Annotated in this window: 10 protein-coding genes and 1 pseudogene; 9 read left to right on the top strand and 2 right to left on the bottom strand. The window is 40.4% G+C overall.

Annotation, left to right across the window (positions count from 1 at the left end):
• Positions 1–107: 107 nt before the first annotated feature.
• Positions 108–1,172, top strand: coding sequence for a uroporphyrinogen decarboxylase (gene hemE / locus CXF76_RS13700; protein WP_002961084.1), 1,065 nt, complete (start codon positions 108–110; stop codon positions 1,170–1,172).
• Positions 1,173–1,267: 95 nt separating this feature from the next.
• Here hemE and sthA read toward each other — a convergent pair whose 3' ends face one another.
• Both sthA and CXF76_RS13710 read right to left on the bottom strand, forming a co-directional pair.
• A complete protein-coding gene (gene sthA, locus CXF76_RS13705; protein WP_007582237.1) occupies positions 1,268–2,698 on the bottom strand; it encodes a Si-specific NAD(P)(+) transhydrogenase in 1,431 nt (476 codons plus the stop codon).
• Between the two features lie 13 nt (positions 2,699–2,711).
• Entirely contained in the window at positions 2,712–3,845 is a 1,134-nt protein-coding gene (locus CXF76_RS13710; protein ID WP_024589509.1) for an acyl-CoA desaturase, read from the bottom strand.
• 126 nt (positions 3,846–3,971) lie between these two features.
• On the opposite strand from CXF76_RS13710, the gene fabR reads away from it, so the two are divergent.
• The 8 genes and pseudogenes from fabR (at position 3,972) to CXF76_RS13750 (ending at position 15,139) form a co-directional block, all read left to right on the top strand.
• Positions 3,972–4,595: an HTH-type transcriptional repressor FabR gene (gene fabR, locus CXF76_RS13715; RefSeq protein WP_007582233.1), complete on the top strand. Its 624-nt coding sequence runs from the start codon at positions 3,972–3,974 to the stop codon at positions 4,593–4,595.
• Between the two features lie 129 nt (positions 4,596–4,724).
• Positions 4,725–5,912, top strand: coding sequence for a hypothetical protein (locus CXF76_RS13720; RefSeq protein ID WP_231388426.1), 1,188 nt, complete (start codon positions 4,725–4,727; stop codon positions 5,910–5,912).
• A gap of 9 nt (positions 5,913–5,921) precedes the next feature.
• Positions 5,922–6,578, top strand: a complete 657-nt coding sequence (locus tag CXF76_RS13725; protein ID WP_024589511.1) for a PGRP and LysM peptidoglycan-binding domain-containing protein — start codon at positions 5,922–5,924, stop codon at positions 6,576–6,578.
• A 1-nt stretch (position 6,579) separates the two neighbouring features.
• Positions 6,580–6,942 carry a hypothetical protein gene (locus CXF76_RS13730; protein WP_024589512.1) on the top strand — a complete coding sequence of 121 codons (363 nt, stop codon included), beginning with the start codon at positions 6,580–6,582 and terminating at the stop codon, positions 6,940–6,942.
• Between the two features lie 94 nt (positions 6,943–7,036).
• On the top strand, positions 7,037–8,107 hold the full coding sequence (locus CXF76_RS13735) for a PD40 domain-containing protein (protein WP_024589513.1): 1,071 nt from the start codon (positions 7,037–7,039) through the stop codon (positions 8,105–8,107).
• A 2-nt stretch (positions 8,108–8,109) separates the two neighbouring features.
• Complete coding sequence (locus CXF76_RS13740) at positions 8,110–12,786, top strand: OmpA family protein (RefSeq protein ID WP_024589514.1); 4,677 nt, start codon at positions 8,110–8,112, stop codon at positions 12,784–12,786.
• Between the two features lie 161 nt (positions 12,787–12,947).
• Positions 12,948–14,023 (top strand): annotated as a pseudogene (locus tag CXF76_RS13745) (hypothetical protein).
• Positions 14,024–14,068: 45 nt separating this feature from the next.
• Positions 14,069–15,139, top strand: coding sequence for a hypothetical protein (locus CXF76_RS13750; protein WP_101163962.1), 1,071 nt, complete (start codon positions 14,069–14,071; stop codon positions 15,137–15,139).
• Positions 15,140–15,639 lie beyond the last annotated feature (500 nt).

Here is a 15,639-nt window from a genome sequence, read left to right on the forward strand (position 1 = left end):
TGATCTGCCTCTAGGGAATATTGTTTTCGTCCCTAAGCAATAGAGGGTCGGAGAATATGGTGGTACAATCTTGCACAATTTATACAAGTCTTAGGATAATTTACGCCATGAGCGAATTAAAAAACGACCGTTATTTACGTGCACTTGCAAAACAACCTGTTGATGTAACTCCGGTATGGATGATGCGCCAAGCAGGACGCTATTTACCAGAGTATCGCGCTACACGTGCACAAGCGGGCGATTTTATGAGCCTGTGCCGTAATGCTGAGCTTGCATGTGAAGTAACACTGCAGCCATTACGTCGCTACCCGTTAGATGCCGCTATATTATTTAGTGATATTTTAACGATTCCAGATGCGATGGGTTTAGGTCTTTACTTTGAAACTGGCGAAGGCCCTAAGTTTGAACGTCCTATTTCATCACTTGCTGATGTTAAAAAAATTCCAAAGTTAGATCCTACAGACGAGCTTGGCTACGTAATGAACGCAGTAAGCACTATTCGTCGTGAACTTAAAGGTGAAGTACCGCTTATTGGTTTTTCTGGTTCACCTTGGACGCTAGCAACTTATATGGTTGAAGGCGGTAGCAGCAAAGTATTTGGTAAAATCAAAAAAATGGCGTTTGCAGAGCCGCAAACACTTCATTTATTACTCGATAAGTTAGCTGACTCAGTTATTGATTATTTAAATGCTCAAATTAAAGCTGGCGCGCAATCGCTAATGGTATTTGACTCATGGGGTGGTGTATTAAGCCCGCGCGATTACAACGAATTTTCACTGCAATATATGCATAAAATTGTAGATGGCTTAATTCGTGAATACGATGGTCGTAAAGTACCGGTTACTTTGTTCACTAAAAATGGTGGTCAATGGATTGAAGCTATTGCAGCAACAGGTTGTGATGCAATTGGTCTTGATTGGACTATTAATATTAGCGACGCTAAACGCCGTGTGGGTGATAAAGTAGCTCTACAAGGTAATATGGACCCATCTATGTTACACGGTACACCAGAGCGTATTCGTCAAGAAGTAGGCACTATTTTAGAAGACTTCGGTACAGGCAATGGCCACGTGTTTAACTTAGGCCACGGTATTACACCAGATGTAGACCCTGAAAATGCTGGTGTATTCATTAATGCAGTACATGAGCTAAGTGCTAAGTACCATAAGTAATAGCTACTTAAATAAACTTTAAAACTGTTTAAAAGTAAAAAACCCGCTAAGTTGCGGGTTTTTTGTTACCTATTTATAAAGGCTTTTAAAACTACTTATTTAAATAAGCGATTTAAACCATTTAATGCCGCAACACGGTAGGCTTCAGCCATGGTCGGGTAGTTAAATGTGGTATTTACAAAGTAGTCGATATTATTGCCACCATTTTTCTGTTCCATAATGGCTTGGCCAATGTGAACAATTTCAGATGCACGCTCGCCAAAACAATGTACGCCAAGTACTTCTTTGGTTTCAGTGTGGAATAATATTTTTAAACTACCTACTTCAGTGCCCGCAATTTGCGCACGTGCCAAATGCTTAAACTGAGCACGGCCAACTTCATATGGTACTTTAGCGGCTGTAAGCTCTTGCTCGGTTTTACCGACTGAGCTCATTTCTGGGATGGTATAAATACCGGCCGGAATATCAACAATCAGTCTGTCATCACAGTTACCACATGCAATTGCATCAGCAGCTATGCGACCTTGGTCAAACGCAGCACTAGCAAGGCTTGGATAGCCAATTACATCACCTACAGCGTAAACGTTATCAACTTCTGTTTGGTATGTTTCGTTAACTTTTAATTGGCCACGGCTATCGGCTTTTAAACCAATGGCTTCAAGGTTTAATGTATCAGTGTTACCAGTACGGCCATTAGCAAATAAAATACAGTCAGCTTTTACGCGTTTGCCTGATTTTAAATGCATAATAACGCAGTCGTCACGGGTCTCTATTCGGTCAAACTCTTCGTTGTGACGTATCACAATACCGCTGTTCCAAAAGTGATAGCTAAGCGCGTCAGATATTTCAGCATCCATAAAAGCAAGTAGTCGGTCGCGTGTATTAACTAAATCAACTTTAGCGCCTAAACCTTTAAATATAGAAGCGTACTCACAACCAATTACACCAGCGCCGTATATAAGTACGCGGTGAGGGTCGTGTTTAAGACCTAAAATAGTGTCGCTCTCATAAATACGAGAATGCGTAAAATCTACCTCTGGTGGGCGATAAGGGCGTGAGCCGGTTGCTATAACAATCGTTTTAGCAGTCAGTCGCTCAGTTGAACCATCATTTCGTTTTACTTCAATTGTGTGCTTATCTACAAAGCTCGCATCACCTTGAAACATATGAATGCGGTTACGATCGTAAAAGCTACTACGTAAATTAGATTGCTTAGAAATAACAGAACTTGCGTGACGTAAAATATCAGGAAATGTCAGGCGGCTAGGGCGCTCACCAACATTAAATAACGGATTTGCTTTGTATTCAATATAGCGGCTAACAGAGTGGCGAAGCGCTTTTGAAGGAATTGTTCCCCAATGTACACAACCGCCACCAACTGATTCTTGGCGTTCAATAACCGCTACTTTTTTGTCGTTTTTTGAAAGGTTCATGGCGGTACCTTCACCGCCAGGACCCGTGCCAATAATTATTGCATCATATTGGTATGTCACGGGTACTTTTTTTTGTTCTGGTTGTTTGGCCACAGCCACTCCTAAATTAATTAAAAGAGGCTTTTAATAACCTCGCATTAAGTGCTAGCCATGCCTGTTTTTGATTTTCCCAGGCGGCTTCCAACTCATGGTATTGTGCCATTAATGCTGAGCGTTCACACTGCTTTGCCATGTTATTTTTTTTAACTTCTAACACTTGTTTTTGTAGTGAACAATAATTTTGCAGTTTTTTCAGCAGTAAATCGTACTCTTGTTGTAATAATGTAATCTTATCTTGTGCTAAAGGCAATTTTGCAAGACGCGTTTGCGTTTTGCTCATTAGCGTTTCGGCCTTTGCTTTTTCGATACGTTCAACAGGTGTACGCTTCAATTTATTAGCTAAACCAACAGCTGCTAAAGAGCGGATCATCCATTTTGTTGGATCGTAATGAAACCATTTAATACCGTTACGGTAGTCGCTTGCAAAAATATGGTGGAAGTTGTGATACCCCTCACCGTATGTAAATAACGCTAAAAAGCCGTTATCGCGTGCCGTATTTTTTTCGGTGTATGGGCGAGAGCCCCAAATATGTGCAACTGAGTTTATAAAAAAGGTAAAGTGTTGGCTTAGTACTAAGCGTAGTAAACCTGCAAGAATTAACATACCCCACACATCACCAACTAATAAACCAAGTGCAAGAGGCAAACCTACGTTCATAGCAATAGCTAGTTTTAAGTAGTGCTTATGTTGCCACATAACGACTTTATTTCGTTGTAAATCACGACAATTACTATAGTCGTTGTAGCTATCGCCTTGGTAGTCACGTAACATCCAGCCGATATGGCTATACCAAAAACCATTGGTAGCCGCGTAAGGGTCTTTTATTGGGTCGTCAACTTGACCGTGATGTATACGGTGATCGCTACTCCAATGCAGAGCACTGTTTTGTAGTGCAAAAGCACCGCCTAGCGCAAAAATAAATTCAACTGCAGGGTGTGCGTTATAGGTTTTATGTGCCCATAATCGATGGTAGCCGGCAGTAATTGATAAGCCTGCATAAAACATGCAGCCAACAAAAGCAATCCAATGCGCGCTGGTAAATCCGTAGCTAATGGCGTACCAAGGTACAAGTGTGGCAGCCGCCAAAAAGGTTAGGCTAAAAAATAGGACGTTTGTCCAAATAATCGGTGGTTTATTCATAATTCTCAATCTCAGCGTACAACTGTAAGCTAAAATAGTATTTCAAACTCTCGTCGTCAAGTATTAGACTGTACAATTGAGCTAATATCACTAAATATTCATATAAAATAATTCAGGGAGCTGTTGATGTCGGGTGTTAGAGCGCAACAGAAACAAAAAACACGACAGGCGTTAATTCAAGCGGCATTTAATCAGCTGAGTGCTGATCATAGTTTTTCGAATTTAAGTTTACGCGAAGTGGCACGAGAAGCTGGTATTGCCCCAACTTCTTTTTATCGTCATTTTAAAGACATGGATGAGCTAGGTTTAACCATGGTAGACGAAGCGGGCTTAACTCTTCGCCAACTAATGCGTCAAGCACGCAGACGAATAGCAAACGATGGCGGCAGTGTTATAAATACCTCAGTGGTTACTTTTATGGAGTTTATTGATAACTCAAGTAACCAATTTAGGTTGTTGCTGCGAGAACGATCTGGGACTTCTAAAGCATTTAGAGCCGCTGTAGCCCGCGAGGTAAAGCATTTTATTTTAGAGTTGGCTCACTATCTAGAAAGCGAAACTAAGTGCAACGCTATGCATGCCTATATTCAGGCGGAATCTATGGTAACGCTCGTATTTAATGCGGGTGCAGAAGCGCTCGATATAGAAGGATTGCAACGCGACGAATTGATTGAGCGCGTTATTTGGCAGCTGCGTTATATTACTCGTGGAGCCGGACATTACGTAAGAGAAAACACTGAACAAAGTTAGCAAATTTAAAAATTCATTGTAGATTTTTTGTGCCTATTTCTTTATATTAACGCACTATAATAACGGCATACCTTTTAGCCGTAACTAAATAATAAATAAGTCTCTTATTAAGAGAAAGCGAGGATGCAAATGCTCACCAAGGATCCGGTGAACTTAAATTACCCCCCACTATTTGAACAACCACATAATGAGCCTGAAAATTCAGAGCCTGTGGTTACATTCTCTTATTTAAGTCGTGCTCAGCTTTGCAAACTTCCTAAAGTGTTGCAAAGGCAACTGCAAGACAACCTGTTTGGTGCGCTAGATAAACACCAAGCTGCGCGATTACGCGACGACACTCGGTGCCAATATTGGGCTAAAGACAAAGAGTGGAAAAAGGTACCATATTCTCTGTTTAAGCAAGCTAGTACACGCCTAGCTGTTTACCCAAAACAAACTCAAGCACCAACAAAGTACTCGGGCGCGGTTAATAATGGTTCAATTACATCATCGCAAACAGCGTTGCAAAACAATACTTTTATAAATAACACAGTAATGACGCCAAGCACTTCTGCATTTATAAACAGCCAATCAGCTGCGCAAAATAGTCCGCAATTTATAAATCAGCAAAGTTATAACCAAAAACCTAAAAAAGCAGCGCAACCTATACAACAGCATGCGCCCGCTGTACGTATTTATAAGCCAGAGCTAAACAGCACAATGCTACTAAAAGCGTCTCACACTGTTAGGCAAAATTTTACAACCCATGTACTTAGCGCCGCCGAAACCGTAGAGCAACTCGCACAGCAATATACCGGCTATAAAAATGCCAATTTAATTTACGATTACAACTTAGGCTATAGCGAGCGAAAACCTGCTAAAGCAGGCACAAGCTTAACAGTACCCAGTGGTTGGAAACTCAATATAGAAGGCTCATGCAGTAACAGTCGCAGTGTAGTTATTCAGTGGCAAGGGCCAACAAGTGGTCAAATAACACTACAACTAGAAAAAAAACGCCCAGACGAAGTCTCGTTTTGGCAGCACTACGCTGAGGTAAAACCGGGTCTTTATAATGTTACGGTAACGGCCAGTGGCGCAACCGACACCACCACATTTACTGTTGAACAACCCACTTTAGCCTACGAAATAGAACTACTCGACGAAGCTGGCGAACCACAAGCTAATATGGGCTACAAAATACGCCTACGCAACGGCCACATTATTACCGGGCAACTTGATCAAAACGGTTATGCCAACGTATCAGGCCCCGACTTTGAAAACGCTAAAGTCAGCTTTTTTGAACTCGACAGCGAAGATTGGTCTGTAGGCAAAGTTTAAGGATACACAATGACCCAACAACACACTGTAGCTCAAGGTGAAACGCTATTGCGCATAGCAAAGCAATACGGCTACCAAACATCTAAAGCGCTTTACAACCACCCAAGCAATGCAGAGTTTAAAGCCCTACGCCCAGACCCAAACTTAATTTACCCGGGCGATAAAATTACGATTCCGCCTAAAAAAGAAAAGTTTATACCGCTGCGCACCAACAGTATTAACAGCTTTGTTGTACAAAACGAAAAAGAGTACTTTCGTCTGCAAGTATCGTACGACGACGGCGATGACGTAGTCGGTAAACGCGTAGTACTTAATATTGGTAACCAAACAATAGATACCGTATTGCAAAGTGATGGGCTTATCGAAGTAGAGCTTAATAGTAACGACGCCCTAACCGGCACAGTCGATTTATACCTAAATGAAGGCGATACCACACCAACTAAAAGCTTTAACGTGCAAATAGGCAATCTAGATCCAATAGACACGCTTTCAGGTGTGCAAGGCCGGTGCAATATGCTTGGGTTTGATTGTGGTACGGTTGATGGTGTTATGGGTAAAAAAACTCGCATTGGTGTAAAGGAATTTCAGTACGAGCACGATCTCGACATAGACGGCATACCAGGCCCTAAAACCAAAGCAAAACTACAACAAGTATTTGGGAGTTAGTATGAGTGCCTCGCACAGTATGGCAATGGTAGTAAATAACATAAACCCGTTAACTCTGGTTAAGCCTGCTTTTGTATTTATGTATCAGGTTGATCCAAATACGCCAAAGTACGATAAAGAGCAGCTTATACTTATAAATAAACAACATAGCTGGCAACAGGTACAGTCTATAGCCAGTGTAAGGCTCGATTCTACCTGGGTAAAAATAAAATTTACTGATATCCCTCAAAGTGGCAATTTTGATTTAATGCAAGACCCAAATGATGGTCAGCCAGCTTATTATATTTTCGACAATGTCCCATTCAGTGAGCTTCACGACCAAACGCCAGAAACCGTTTTAATGGCAGAAATAGTAGAAGAGTAAGTGCAAGCACTTTATTTTAATAACACAAGTTTTAATGAATGCACTTATTTATATTACCTCGTAAATAAGTGCATGTAGTAAAAGGATAGTTTTAATGACATTTTTAAAAAATCACAGCATGCTTTGCGCTCTCAGCGTTTGTTTTAGCTTACTGCTAAGCGGTTGCTCAGAGCCCTCATCGCAAAGTTCACCACAAGCAGAGGTTGATGTTGCTAAATACCCATGGGCTAAAGAGCACAAAAACCACCCAGAGTGGCCACTCGAAATACGCGAAGAGGTGTACGGAGATGCAGATACATTTTCAACCCCGCGGTTAATGTTTTGGAATAAATATAAAGGCAGTGAAGTGCGCACACTGTGGTCATCACGGTTAGATGGTTCAGACAGGCGCCGTATTATTCCAGAAGAGGTATTTCAAAAGCTTGAATCTATTAGTATACATGCACCAGCACGCTCACCAGATAACCGCTATATCGCTATTTCGGGCTATATAAATGACCGAGCGACTCGCCAGTTATACGATACTAAAGAGAAAAAGCTAATCACCATGTCAAGCGGTGGCGGCTACCCGTGGTTTAATTGGACCTCAGACAGTGAAAACGTCATTTTTTACTCAGATGGCAAAAACTTTAATTACCATGTACCTACAGGGGAACTCACCTCTCGACCGCAAATTCACCACAGTGGCGCTGCTTTTTTACTGCCTGGTGATAAAGAGTTTTTAGCGGTAAAGCACGATGGCTTTTGGATACATAAGTTTAATGGTGAAGTAGTGCGTAAAGTGAACTTTGGTTTTCCGAGAGCATGGGAAATGAAAAACCACCGTATTTCACCAGACGGCAAGTATTTAGCGTTTATGACGTATGGTAGAGAAGATTTTCACTTCCACTGGGTGAATATTGCAAACCCTGAAATAGAGCACTCAGAAAAAGGGGAGGGTGGTGGAGTGATATTTTCATTGGACGAAAATGTCACGCTTAAATTTGGTTTTAACCCGATGGGCGAGGTTGATGAGCTTGGTAGACCTGTTACTTATAGCATTATCACTAGAGCCAATATTTTAACGAGAGAGAAACGTATTACGCGTACTAAAGAAATGAATATTTGGGGCCTTAACGTTTTAGCACCTATCGCTATTACCAACCAAAAAGCACAGAGTAACTAATTATGCATGATATTAGCAAAGGATCTGCAAGCCCATTGGTTTATTTACTAACTGGATATGTTAAACATAATAAACCGATTGGCAAATTAACGCCGGTAGCAAACCGAATTGTTATTGCTGAACAGCCAAAGTCAGCCACTTATAATACAAAAAAGCCTATTGTGTTAAAAACGAATAAAGCCGGTATTTTATCGACAATAAATAGTGACTCATTAGAAGTACGTCAGCCGTTTCATGCCTACATGGCTAATAATCAACGGCCTATTATTATTCCGCCAATGGAGTCCATTGGCCTCATTGCCAATAATAACCCTAGAGGATGGGCTAAAGAATTTGTTGATAATTTAAAAAATTACAGTAGCTCAAATACACCGTTATTAGAGTTACAAACAATCCCTATTACCAATTTAAAACAGCCTACAGAAAATAGCGAAGACGACACTTACAATAAGTGGTATGAAAGGGAAATAATTCAAAAAAACGTAAAGAGTATTCAAGCGTATGTGTTGGCAAAAACGAGGGCTGTTGTATTAAGTATTAACCCAAACATCCCGCTTCTTTCTCCGGGTGAAAATATTGTTTTGTCGTCGCCTATAGGTAGAGATATACCAGCTACTTTCGTCACTGAAACTAACTTAGCGGTGATAACCGGTACTAACAAGATACTACCCAAAGGGTTGTATAGAGTAAAAATAAGGCTTCAGCGGAATACCTATGAGGCCAATATTGCAAGCTGGTGTACTAAATCTATTAAATTTGACGGCACACATTATTACTATGAACTTGCCGAAATGATCCACTTTGATATAAAAAATGAGGCAGGTGAGTTTGATGTAATTAACTGCGATCCGCTTTCGGTTGAAGAGGCAATAATAAAGCAATTTCCTCGCTTTTATAGCCACTTAATAAGTTATGCAAAAGATTTAAAAACCGAGCATGCTACCTATGACCCTAAAAATATTAGTATTAAAGATGAAAACGGTAAAGAGGTTGGTCGCGCAAAAGTTAGTGATGAACCAATAAAAATAGCCAGCGGCTTTGAGAGCTTTTGCCATGGATGGGCGGTGGCTAAAGGCCGTGCACAATTAGCCGCAGGGTTAATAAATACCGATATAACAGCCAGTGCCAGTAACGGTAATTTTACCACTAATGGTAAGTTTGTTTTAGGGAGTAAAATTGCTAAAGCAATACATACTCATTTAAACGAAACAGAAGATAAAACTATTCAAGCAACGCTAGATTCCGTGTTTGCTATGCAAGATGGGCAGGATGCTTGGAAAAAGCTACGTGAAGCTCGCGCAGCCTTTACAACCGATGCTTGGCGGCAAGCACTTGCAGAAAATTTGTGGCGCTTACCAGCTAACACTCCAGCAGCAATGGAAAGCTATAATAAAAGTTTAGGTAAAAAGCTCGGCATTCCTAAGGTGGCAATGGATGCAGCAGGTAATGCACTCAATATAGCTGACTTAACCACAAATATTGCAGCACTTGGGCAAACTACGTTGCAGCAATTTGGTACAAATATCCCTAATTTAGCGCAAGCTAAACGGCACTATAAAACGGTTGCTAACGATTACTTTGAGCATTTAAGTGCCAAAGAAATTGTAAAAGATGTCGTAATTGAAGGAACGTTTTCGCTTAATAGCGAGCAAGTAACCGATGATTACCGCAATACTATTTTGCAGCAAAGCGAGGCCGTTATAAAAGCGCTTAAGCAAAATGAGAACCTTAAAGTAACCGTGGCAGGCCACACCTGCGATATAGGTAATTACGATTATAATATTGCGTTATCTGAGCGACGAGCAGAGGCTGTTAAGCACATTTTAGTGACCCAAGCAGGCATTGATGAAGCGCGTATTGAAGTGCTTGGGCTGGGTTATGCTCAACCACTTATAAATAATAAAGATGAGGCAAGCCGAGCACAAAACCGCCGTGTACATATTGCGGCGTATGCTATTAGCCAAATAAATGTTTGCCCATCTCGTGAAGGTATGGACAGTTTAGAGCGCTTTCGTAATTTAACCGTAGCCAATGATATAAAAGTAGATGAAACAGGCGACGATATGGCGTGGCAAATGATTAACATTGCTCTGGGTGTTATGGCATTTATCCCAATAACAGCTCCCATTGCCGCGGCAGTAGCGGTAATAAAAGCGGGTGGCGCTATTGCTACGTCGGCTGCGAATTTAATGGATGAAGCACTCCTCGATAACGCCTGTAAACAATTCTACGCAGAAATTCAGCGAGATAAACGCCTAGGCCAGGAGTGTGCAGCTAATCAAGGTATGATGCATGAGCTATTAAGTGAATATAATAAAGACGGAAAAACGCAGCAAAGTACACAATGGGCAGCTCAATTTAGGCTGCGCTCAGAGGCAATATCGGGCCTTATGGGATTGCTACTAAGGGCTCAGCGTGAAGGTGATAAAAGCCAATATTATTCAAATTTAGAACGCTATAAAGTAAAACAATACATAGAAAACTTTTTATTAGGTGATAGCTGGGCACTGCCTAATTTGCCCGGTGCATCAATTAGGATGGATACATTTTGGGTATTTTTAATTGATAGCATTACCAATCAAAAGCAAAGTAAAAATGGTGATAAAAAAGCACTTTACGGCTTTAGTGATAACTACAGCTTGCTAGATAAAGCGACACGTAAAGCCGTAGTTACAGATCCTGAAAACACGCTTTATTTGCAATCGCAATCTAACCCGTATGGTTTTTATATGATGACGGTGCCGACAGTAGCGCGTGAGCATAATTATATTACGGCTGAATTTCAAAATTACTTCCCCATTCACACATTTGCTACGCAAGAAAAAGAAGGCAATAAATACCTCGAAAGCTTTGCAAACACATTTGAACCAGTATTTTCTGACTATGGTGAGGCGAGCTATCATCACAGCGCTATATATTATCAAGACCAGACTTCAAAAAAATGGTTGCCAATTATTGCCAATAAACTAAAGCGGCTAACGCCATTCACCCCGATTCGTGTTCTCGTTGTGTTTAACGATACGATGACCGGTATTGCCCCTATTACCTTGAAAGTAACGCGCTGTGATGGCGTAAATAACGAGCTTGCTTATAAAGAGCTAGTAAGGCCGCTTGTAGAGTCTGAGCTATTAAATAATGAAAAGCACTTTGCCGGAAAGTTTGGTTGTGTATTTACACCATTTTTTCAGTTGGGGCCAAAAACGTATTTAGGTACCAAGCCTATGGTGCACGAAGAAGCTTTTTACTCGATTATAAACGACTCTGCAGTTGAATATTATCAAGATGACAATTTCTCTGATATGCGTTATTTCATTGGTGCGCAAGTTGGCAGTAGCCGTGAAGTTGTATTGCCACTAATGGGGGAGCGTAAAGATAATAGTGATGAGATGATTTTTGAGTCTGACACTGCTGAGGTCCTCTATGCCTTAGGCATAAAAAATAAGTTTGTGGCGAATGAGTTTTATGTTGATTTAAATACAAAGCGTAACGGTGGTAATGAAGAGTCACTATTAATAAAAGATTTTTTAACGAGTAGTAGCTCAAGCTTTGTATATCCAGAGCTTTTTGCTGGGGAAAAAAGCATTAGAATTTTGGTGCGCTTTGGTGGTGAGGGTAAACCTTATTTAATAACCAGTAAAATACAAAGGCAAGGGCAATTTATTCGTTTATTTGAGAGTGAATTTGCTGCCGCACAAAGTTTAGGGTTTAAAGTACGCCAGTTTGGCGATGACATAATATTTGATGACTTTGATTGGAATACCCAAGTCGATATTATGGTTGTAGCCACCTGTACAGAGCTAGAGTCTGATAATTATACAAAAAAACTCATTGGTTTAGATTGGCGTAGTGTGCCATGTGATTTAATACTGCAGCAAACTATTGGTATTAATGATCAAGGCCCGAAGTATAAGTCAAAACTTTGCTATTTAGGCAAAGCTACACGTAATGCAAATAAAGGTTATAAAACAGAGCGTATTTTAAATAAAATGGTGGATACGTGGCATGACGATGACTATCAATTTGAGGATAAGTGGTATGACAACCAGTGCCAAATTGATGAGCAGGTAGGCCCAGAGTATGAAGAGTTAATTGAATTATTGAATAACGCAGGCCCTTATAACGAAAAAGGTAAACAGGCTCGAGCGCTGCTTAATTGGCATAATAAAGACGCTGAAGCATTTGCCGGTGAAGAGCAGGTTTTTGTTTTTGCGGCAAATTTTAGTTTGAAATATGAGTCGCCAAAGCGTGTTGAAGTAAACGGCTTAAGGCCTTTTGGAGACATATTTACAAGCCAATTTAGTGATATGTTTACTGACAAAGAGGACAGGCAATATACGATGGAGCTAGGTATTGCTAGCTTTAACTCGGCGGGAAATTCGGGCTTTAATTTTAATGATATCGGTTCGATGACTGATAAAATTAGCAACCATGGCTTGCAGTTAAAGTTACCACTACCGAACCCTACAAATAGCAATTTACCTTGGGGTAAAACATTACCAGAAGCTGATTTAAAAGAATTAGCCGCTGAGCTAAATAGCGATCATTCAACCCCATCACAAAAAGACCTATATAAGCGCTTGTCAGAGGAAGGGTTGACTGAAGATGAAGTGAAACAGTGGTTTGTTGAAGATGCTACAAAGAAGAAAGTAAGGCCGCTAGGAGCTTTTAAAAGCGAATAAATTTATTCGTAATTTAAGTAGTCACCACTAACATAACTGAGCGCAACAGCGCAATTATAGCAAGAATAAAAAGCTCATGAATATGAGCTTTTTATTTATTAGGGTATGGGCATAGTGTGCAGATTGGCTCAGTACTTTAACTGCTTAAAAGGATTTTAATAATGACGTTTTTAAAAAATCACAGCGTGCTTTGCGTCCTCTGCGTTTGTTTTAGCTTATTGCTAAGCGGTTGCTCAGAGCCATCATCGCAAAGTACAAAAAACACAACAGCCGTTGACGTTTCTAAATACCCATGGGTTAAAGAGCACAAAAACCATCCAGAGTGGCCACTTGAAATACGCGAAGAGGTGTATGGTGATGCAGATACATTTTCAACCCCGCGGTTAATGTTTTGGAATAAATATAAATACAGTGCAGTGCGCACGCTGTGGTCATCACGGTTAGATGGCTCAGACAGGCGCCGTATTATTCCAGAAGAGGTATTTCAAAAGCTTGAATCTATTAGTATTCATGCACCAGCACGCTCACCAGATAACCGTTATATTGCTATTTCGGGCTATATAAATGACCGAGCGACTCGCCAGTTATACGATACCAAAGAGAAAAAACTCATTACCATGTCAAGCGGGGGCGGCTACCCTTGGTTTAACTGGACCTCAGACAGTGAAAACGTCATTTTTTACTCAGATGGTAAAAATTTTAACTACAATGTACCAACAGGGGAACTAACCTCTCGGCCGCAAATTCACCACAGTGGCGCTGCTTTTTTACTCCCAGGTGATAAAGAGTTTTTAGCTGTAAAGCACGATGGCTTTTGGATACATAAGTTTAATGGTGAAGTAGTGCGTAAAGTGAACTTTGGTTTTCCGAGGAAATGGGAGATGCTGGACCACCGTATCTCACCGGATGGAAAATACTTAGCGTTTATGACTCATATTAGACCAAAAGCGCATTTTCATTGGGTGAATATTGCCAATCCTGAAATAGAGCATTCAGAGAAAGGTATGGGCAGCAATGTAATTTTTTCACTTGATAAAGACGTTACCCTCAAATTTGGCTATAACGATTTTAAAAGGCCAACTAGTCGGGATGAAGTGCCTGACATATACAGTATTATGACTAAAACGAATATTTTAACAGGTGAAAAAAAATCACACGCGTAAAGGAAATGGGTATTTGGGGTCTTGATACTTTAGGTCCAATAGCGATTACAAATGTAGCAGCGCAGGGGTTGTAACCATACATGCCTTTCTCTAAATAAAAGCCAAAAAGGATTTTGATAATGACGTTTATAAAAAATCACAGCGTGCTTTGCGCCCTCTGCGTTTGTTTTAGCTTATTGCTAAGCGGTTGCTCAGAGCCCTCATCGCAAAGTTCACCACAAGTAGAAGTTGATGTTGCTAAATACCCATGGGCTAAAGAGCATAAAAACCATCCAGAGTGGCCACTAGAAATACGTGAAGAGGTGTATGGCGATGCAGATACATTTTCAACCCCGCGGCTAATGTTTTGGAATAAATATAGATACAGTGAAGTACGCACGCTGTGGTCATCACGGTTAGATGGCTCAGACAGGCGCCGTATTATTCCAGAAGAAATTTTTACCCAACTGGAGCCTGCGGGATTGCATCCACCAGCACGCTCACCAGATAACCGTTATATTGCTATTTCGGGTTATATAAATGACCGAGCGACTCGCCAGTTATACGACACCAAAGAGAAAAAGCTAATTACTATGTCAGGCGGGGGTGGCTACCCTTGGTTTAACTGGACCTCAGACAGTGAAAACGTCATTTTTTACTCAGATGGCAAACACTTTAATTACCATGTACCAACAGGGGAACTCATCTCTCGACCGCAAATTCATCATAGCGGCGCTGCTTTTTTACTGCCTGGTGATAAAGAGTTTTTAGCGATAAAGCACGATGGCTTTTGGATACATAAGTTTAATGGTGAAATAGTACGCAAAGTTAATTTTGGTTTTCCGAAAGCGTGGGAGATGAAAAACCACCGTATTTCACCTGATGGGAAGTATTTAGCATTTATGACTCATTCAAGGCCAAAAGCACATTTTCATTGGGTGAATATTGCTAACCCGGAAATAAAGAACTCAGAAATAGGAGAAGGTAATGGCGTTATTTTCTCTGATAAAGAAGATTATCAGCTGGAATATACCAATCGCAATTTGCCTGAGCGTAATGAGAAAGGGTGGTTCCTTTCCGAGCGTATTATAAGAACAATAAACATAGTGACAGGCGAACAATCAGAAGCATTAGAAAAAGAGAATAATATTTGGGGTATGGGCTCAATATACCCTATAGCAATTACTAATTCGGCAATGCAAGGAAGTTAATATGCATGAACTAAGCAAAGGATCTGCAAGCCCAATAGTTTACTTATTAACAGAATACTTTGAACAGAATGAATCGATTCTATTGATATGCAAGTAGGCTCAATATAGCTCAAATCACTTTGACTATTTTGTCGATAAAGTGAGTAATGGCACTTTTTAATTATTAAACATGGGATTACTTTATAAGCCCAGATAAAAATAATAAAACTTATCTAATCGGAGATCACTTTAAAGCCGATTTGATTATGGTGGCAAGAAGCGTGTTTGGTATTTTTAATCTTGTTATTTAAGGTTTATTGGTTTTTATTTTCTTTATGATTATGTTTTAAAGGTGTTTTGTGGAATTTTTATGCTTGCTTCCATGGCTTTGTAATGTTAAAAATAGGCTTCACTGAACACACACATAAGAAAACAAGATGCATATTATTCGTTTAATTACACTAAAACTTAACCTCTTACTGCTATGGCAAGTAAGCGGGGATTAGTGTGTTTGCATCGAG

The sequence above is a fragment of the Pseudoalteromonas sp. 78C3 genome (assembly GCF_002836695.1).
Lineage (GTDB): Bacteria > Pseudomonadota > Gammaproteobacteria > Enterobacterales > Alteromonadaceae > Pseudoalteromonas > Pseudoalteromonas arctica.

What these genes read in the sequence shown, in the direction of transcription:
- CXF76_RS13720 (WP_231388426.1), top strand. Translation starts at nt 4,725, where the DNA reads ATGCTCACCAAGGATCCGGTGAACTTAAATTACCCCCCACTATTTGAA.
- CXF76_RS13710 (WP_024589509.1), bottom strand. Translation starts at nt 3,845, where the DNA reads ATGAATAAACCACCGATTATTTGGACAAACGTCCTATTTTTTAGCCTA.
- CXF76_RS13735 (WP_024589513.1), top strand. Translation starts at nt 7,037, where the DNA reads ATGACATTTTTAAAAAATCACAGCATGCTTTGCGCTCTCAGCGTTTGT.
- fabR (WP_007582233.1), top strand. Translation starts at nt 3,972, where the DNA reads ATGTCGGGTGTTAGAGCGCAACAGAAACAAAAAACACGACAGGCGTTA.
- CXF76_RS13730 (WP_024589512.1), top strand. Translation starts at nt 6,580, where the DNA reads ATGAGTGCCTCGCACAGTATGGCAATGGTAGTAAATAACATAAACCCG.
- CXF76_RS13750 (WP_101163962.1), top strand. Translation starts at nt 14,069, where the DNA reads ATGACGTTTATAAAAAATCACAGCGTGCTTTGCGCCCTCTGCGTTTGT.
- hemE (WP_002961084.1), top strand. Translation starts at nt 108, where the DNA reads ATGAGCGAATTAAAAAACGACCGTTATTTACGTGCACTTGCAAAACAA.
- CXF76_RS13725 (WP_024589511.1), top strand. Translation starts at nt 5,922, where the DNA reads ATGACCCAACAACACACTGTAGCTCAAGGTGAAACGCTATTGCGCATA.
- CXF76_RS13740 (WP_024589514.1), top strand. Translation starts at nt 8,110, where the DNA reads ATGCATGATATTAGCAAAGGATCTGCAAGCCCATTGGTTTATTTACTA.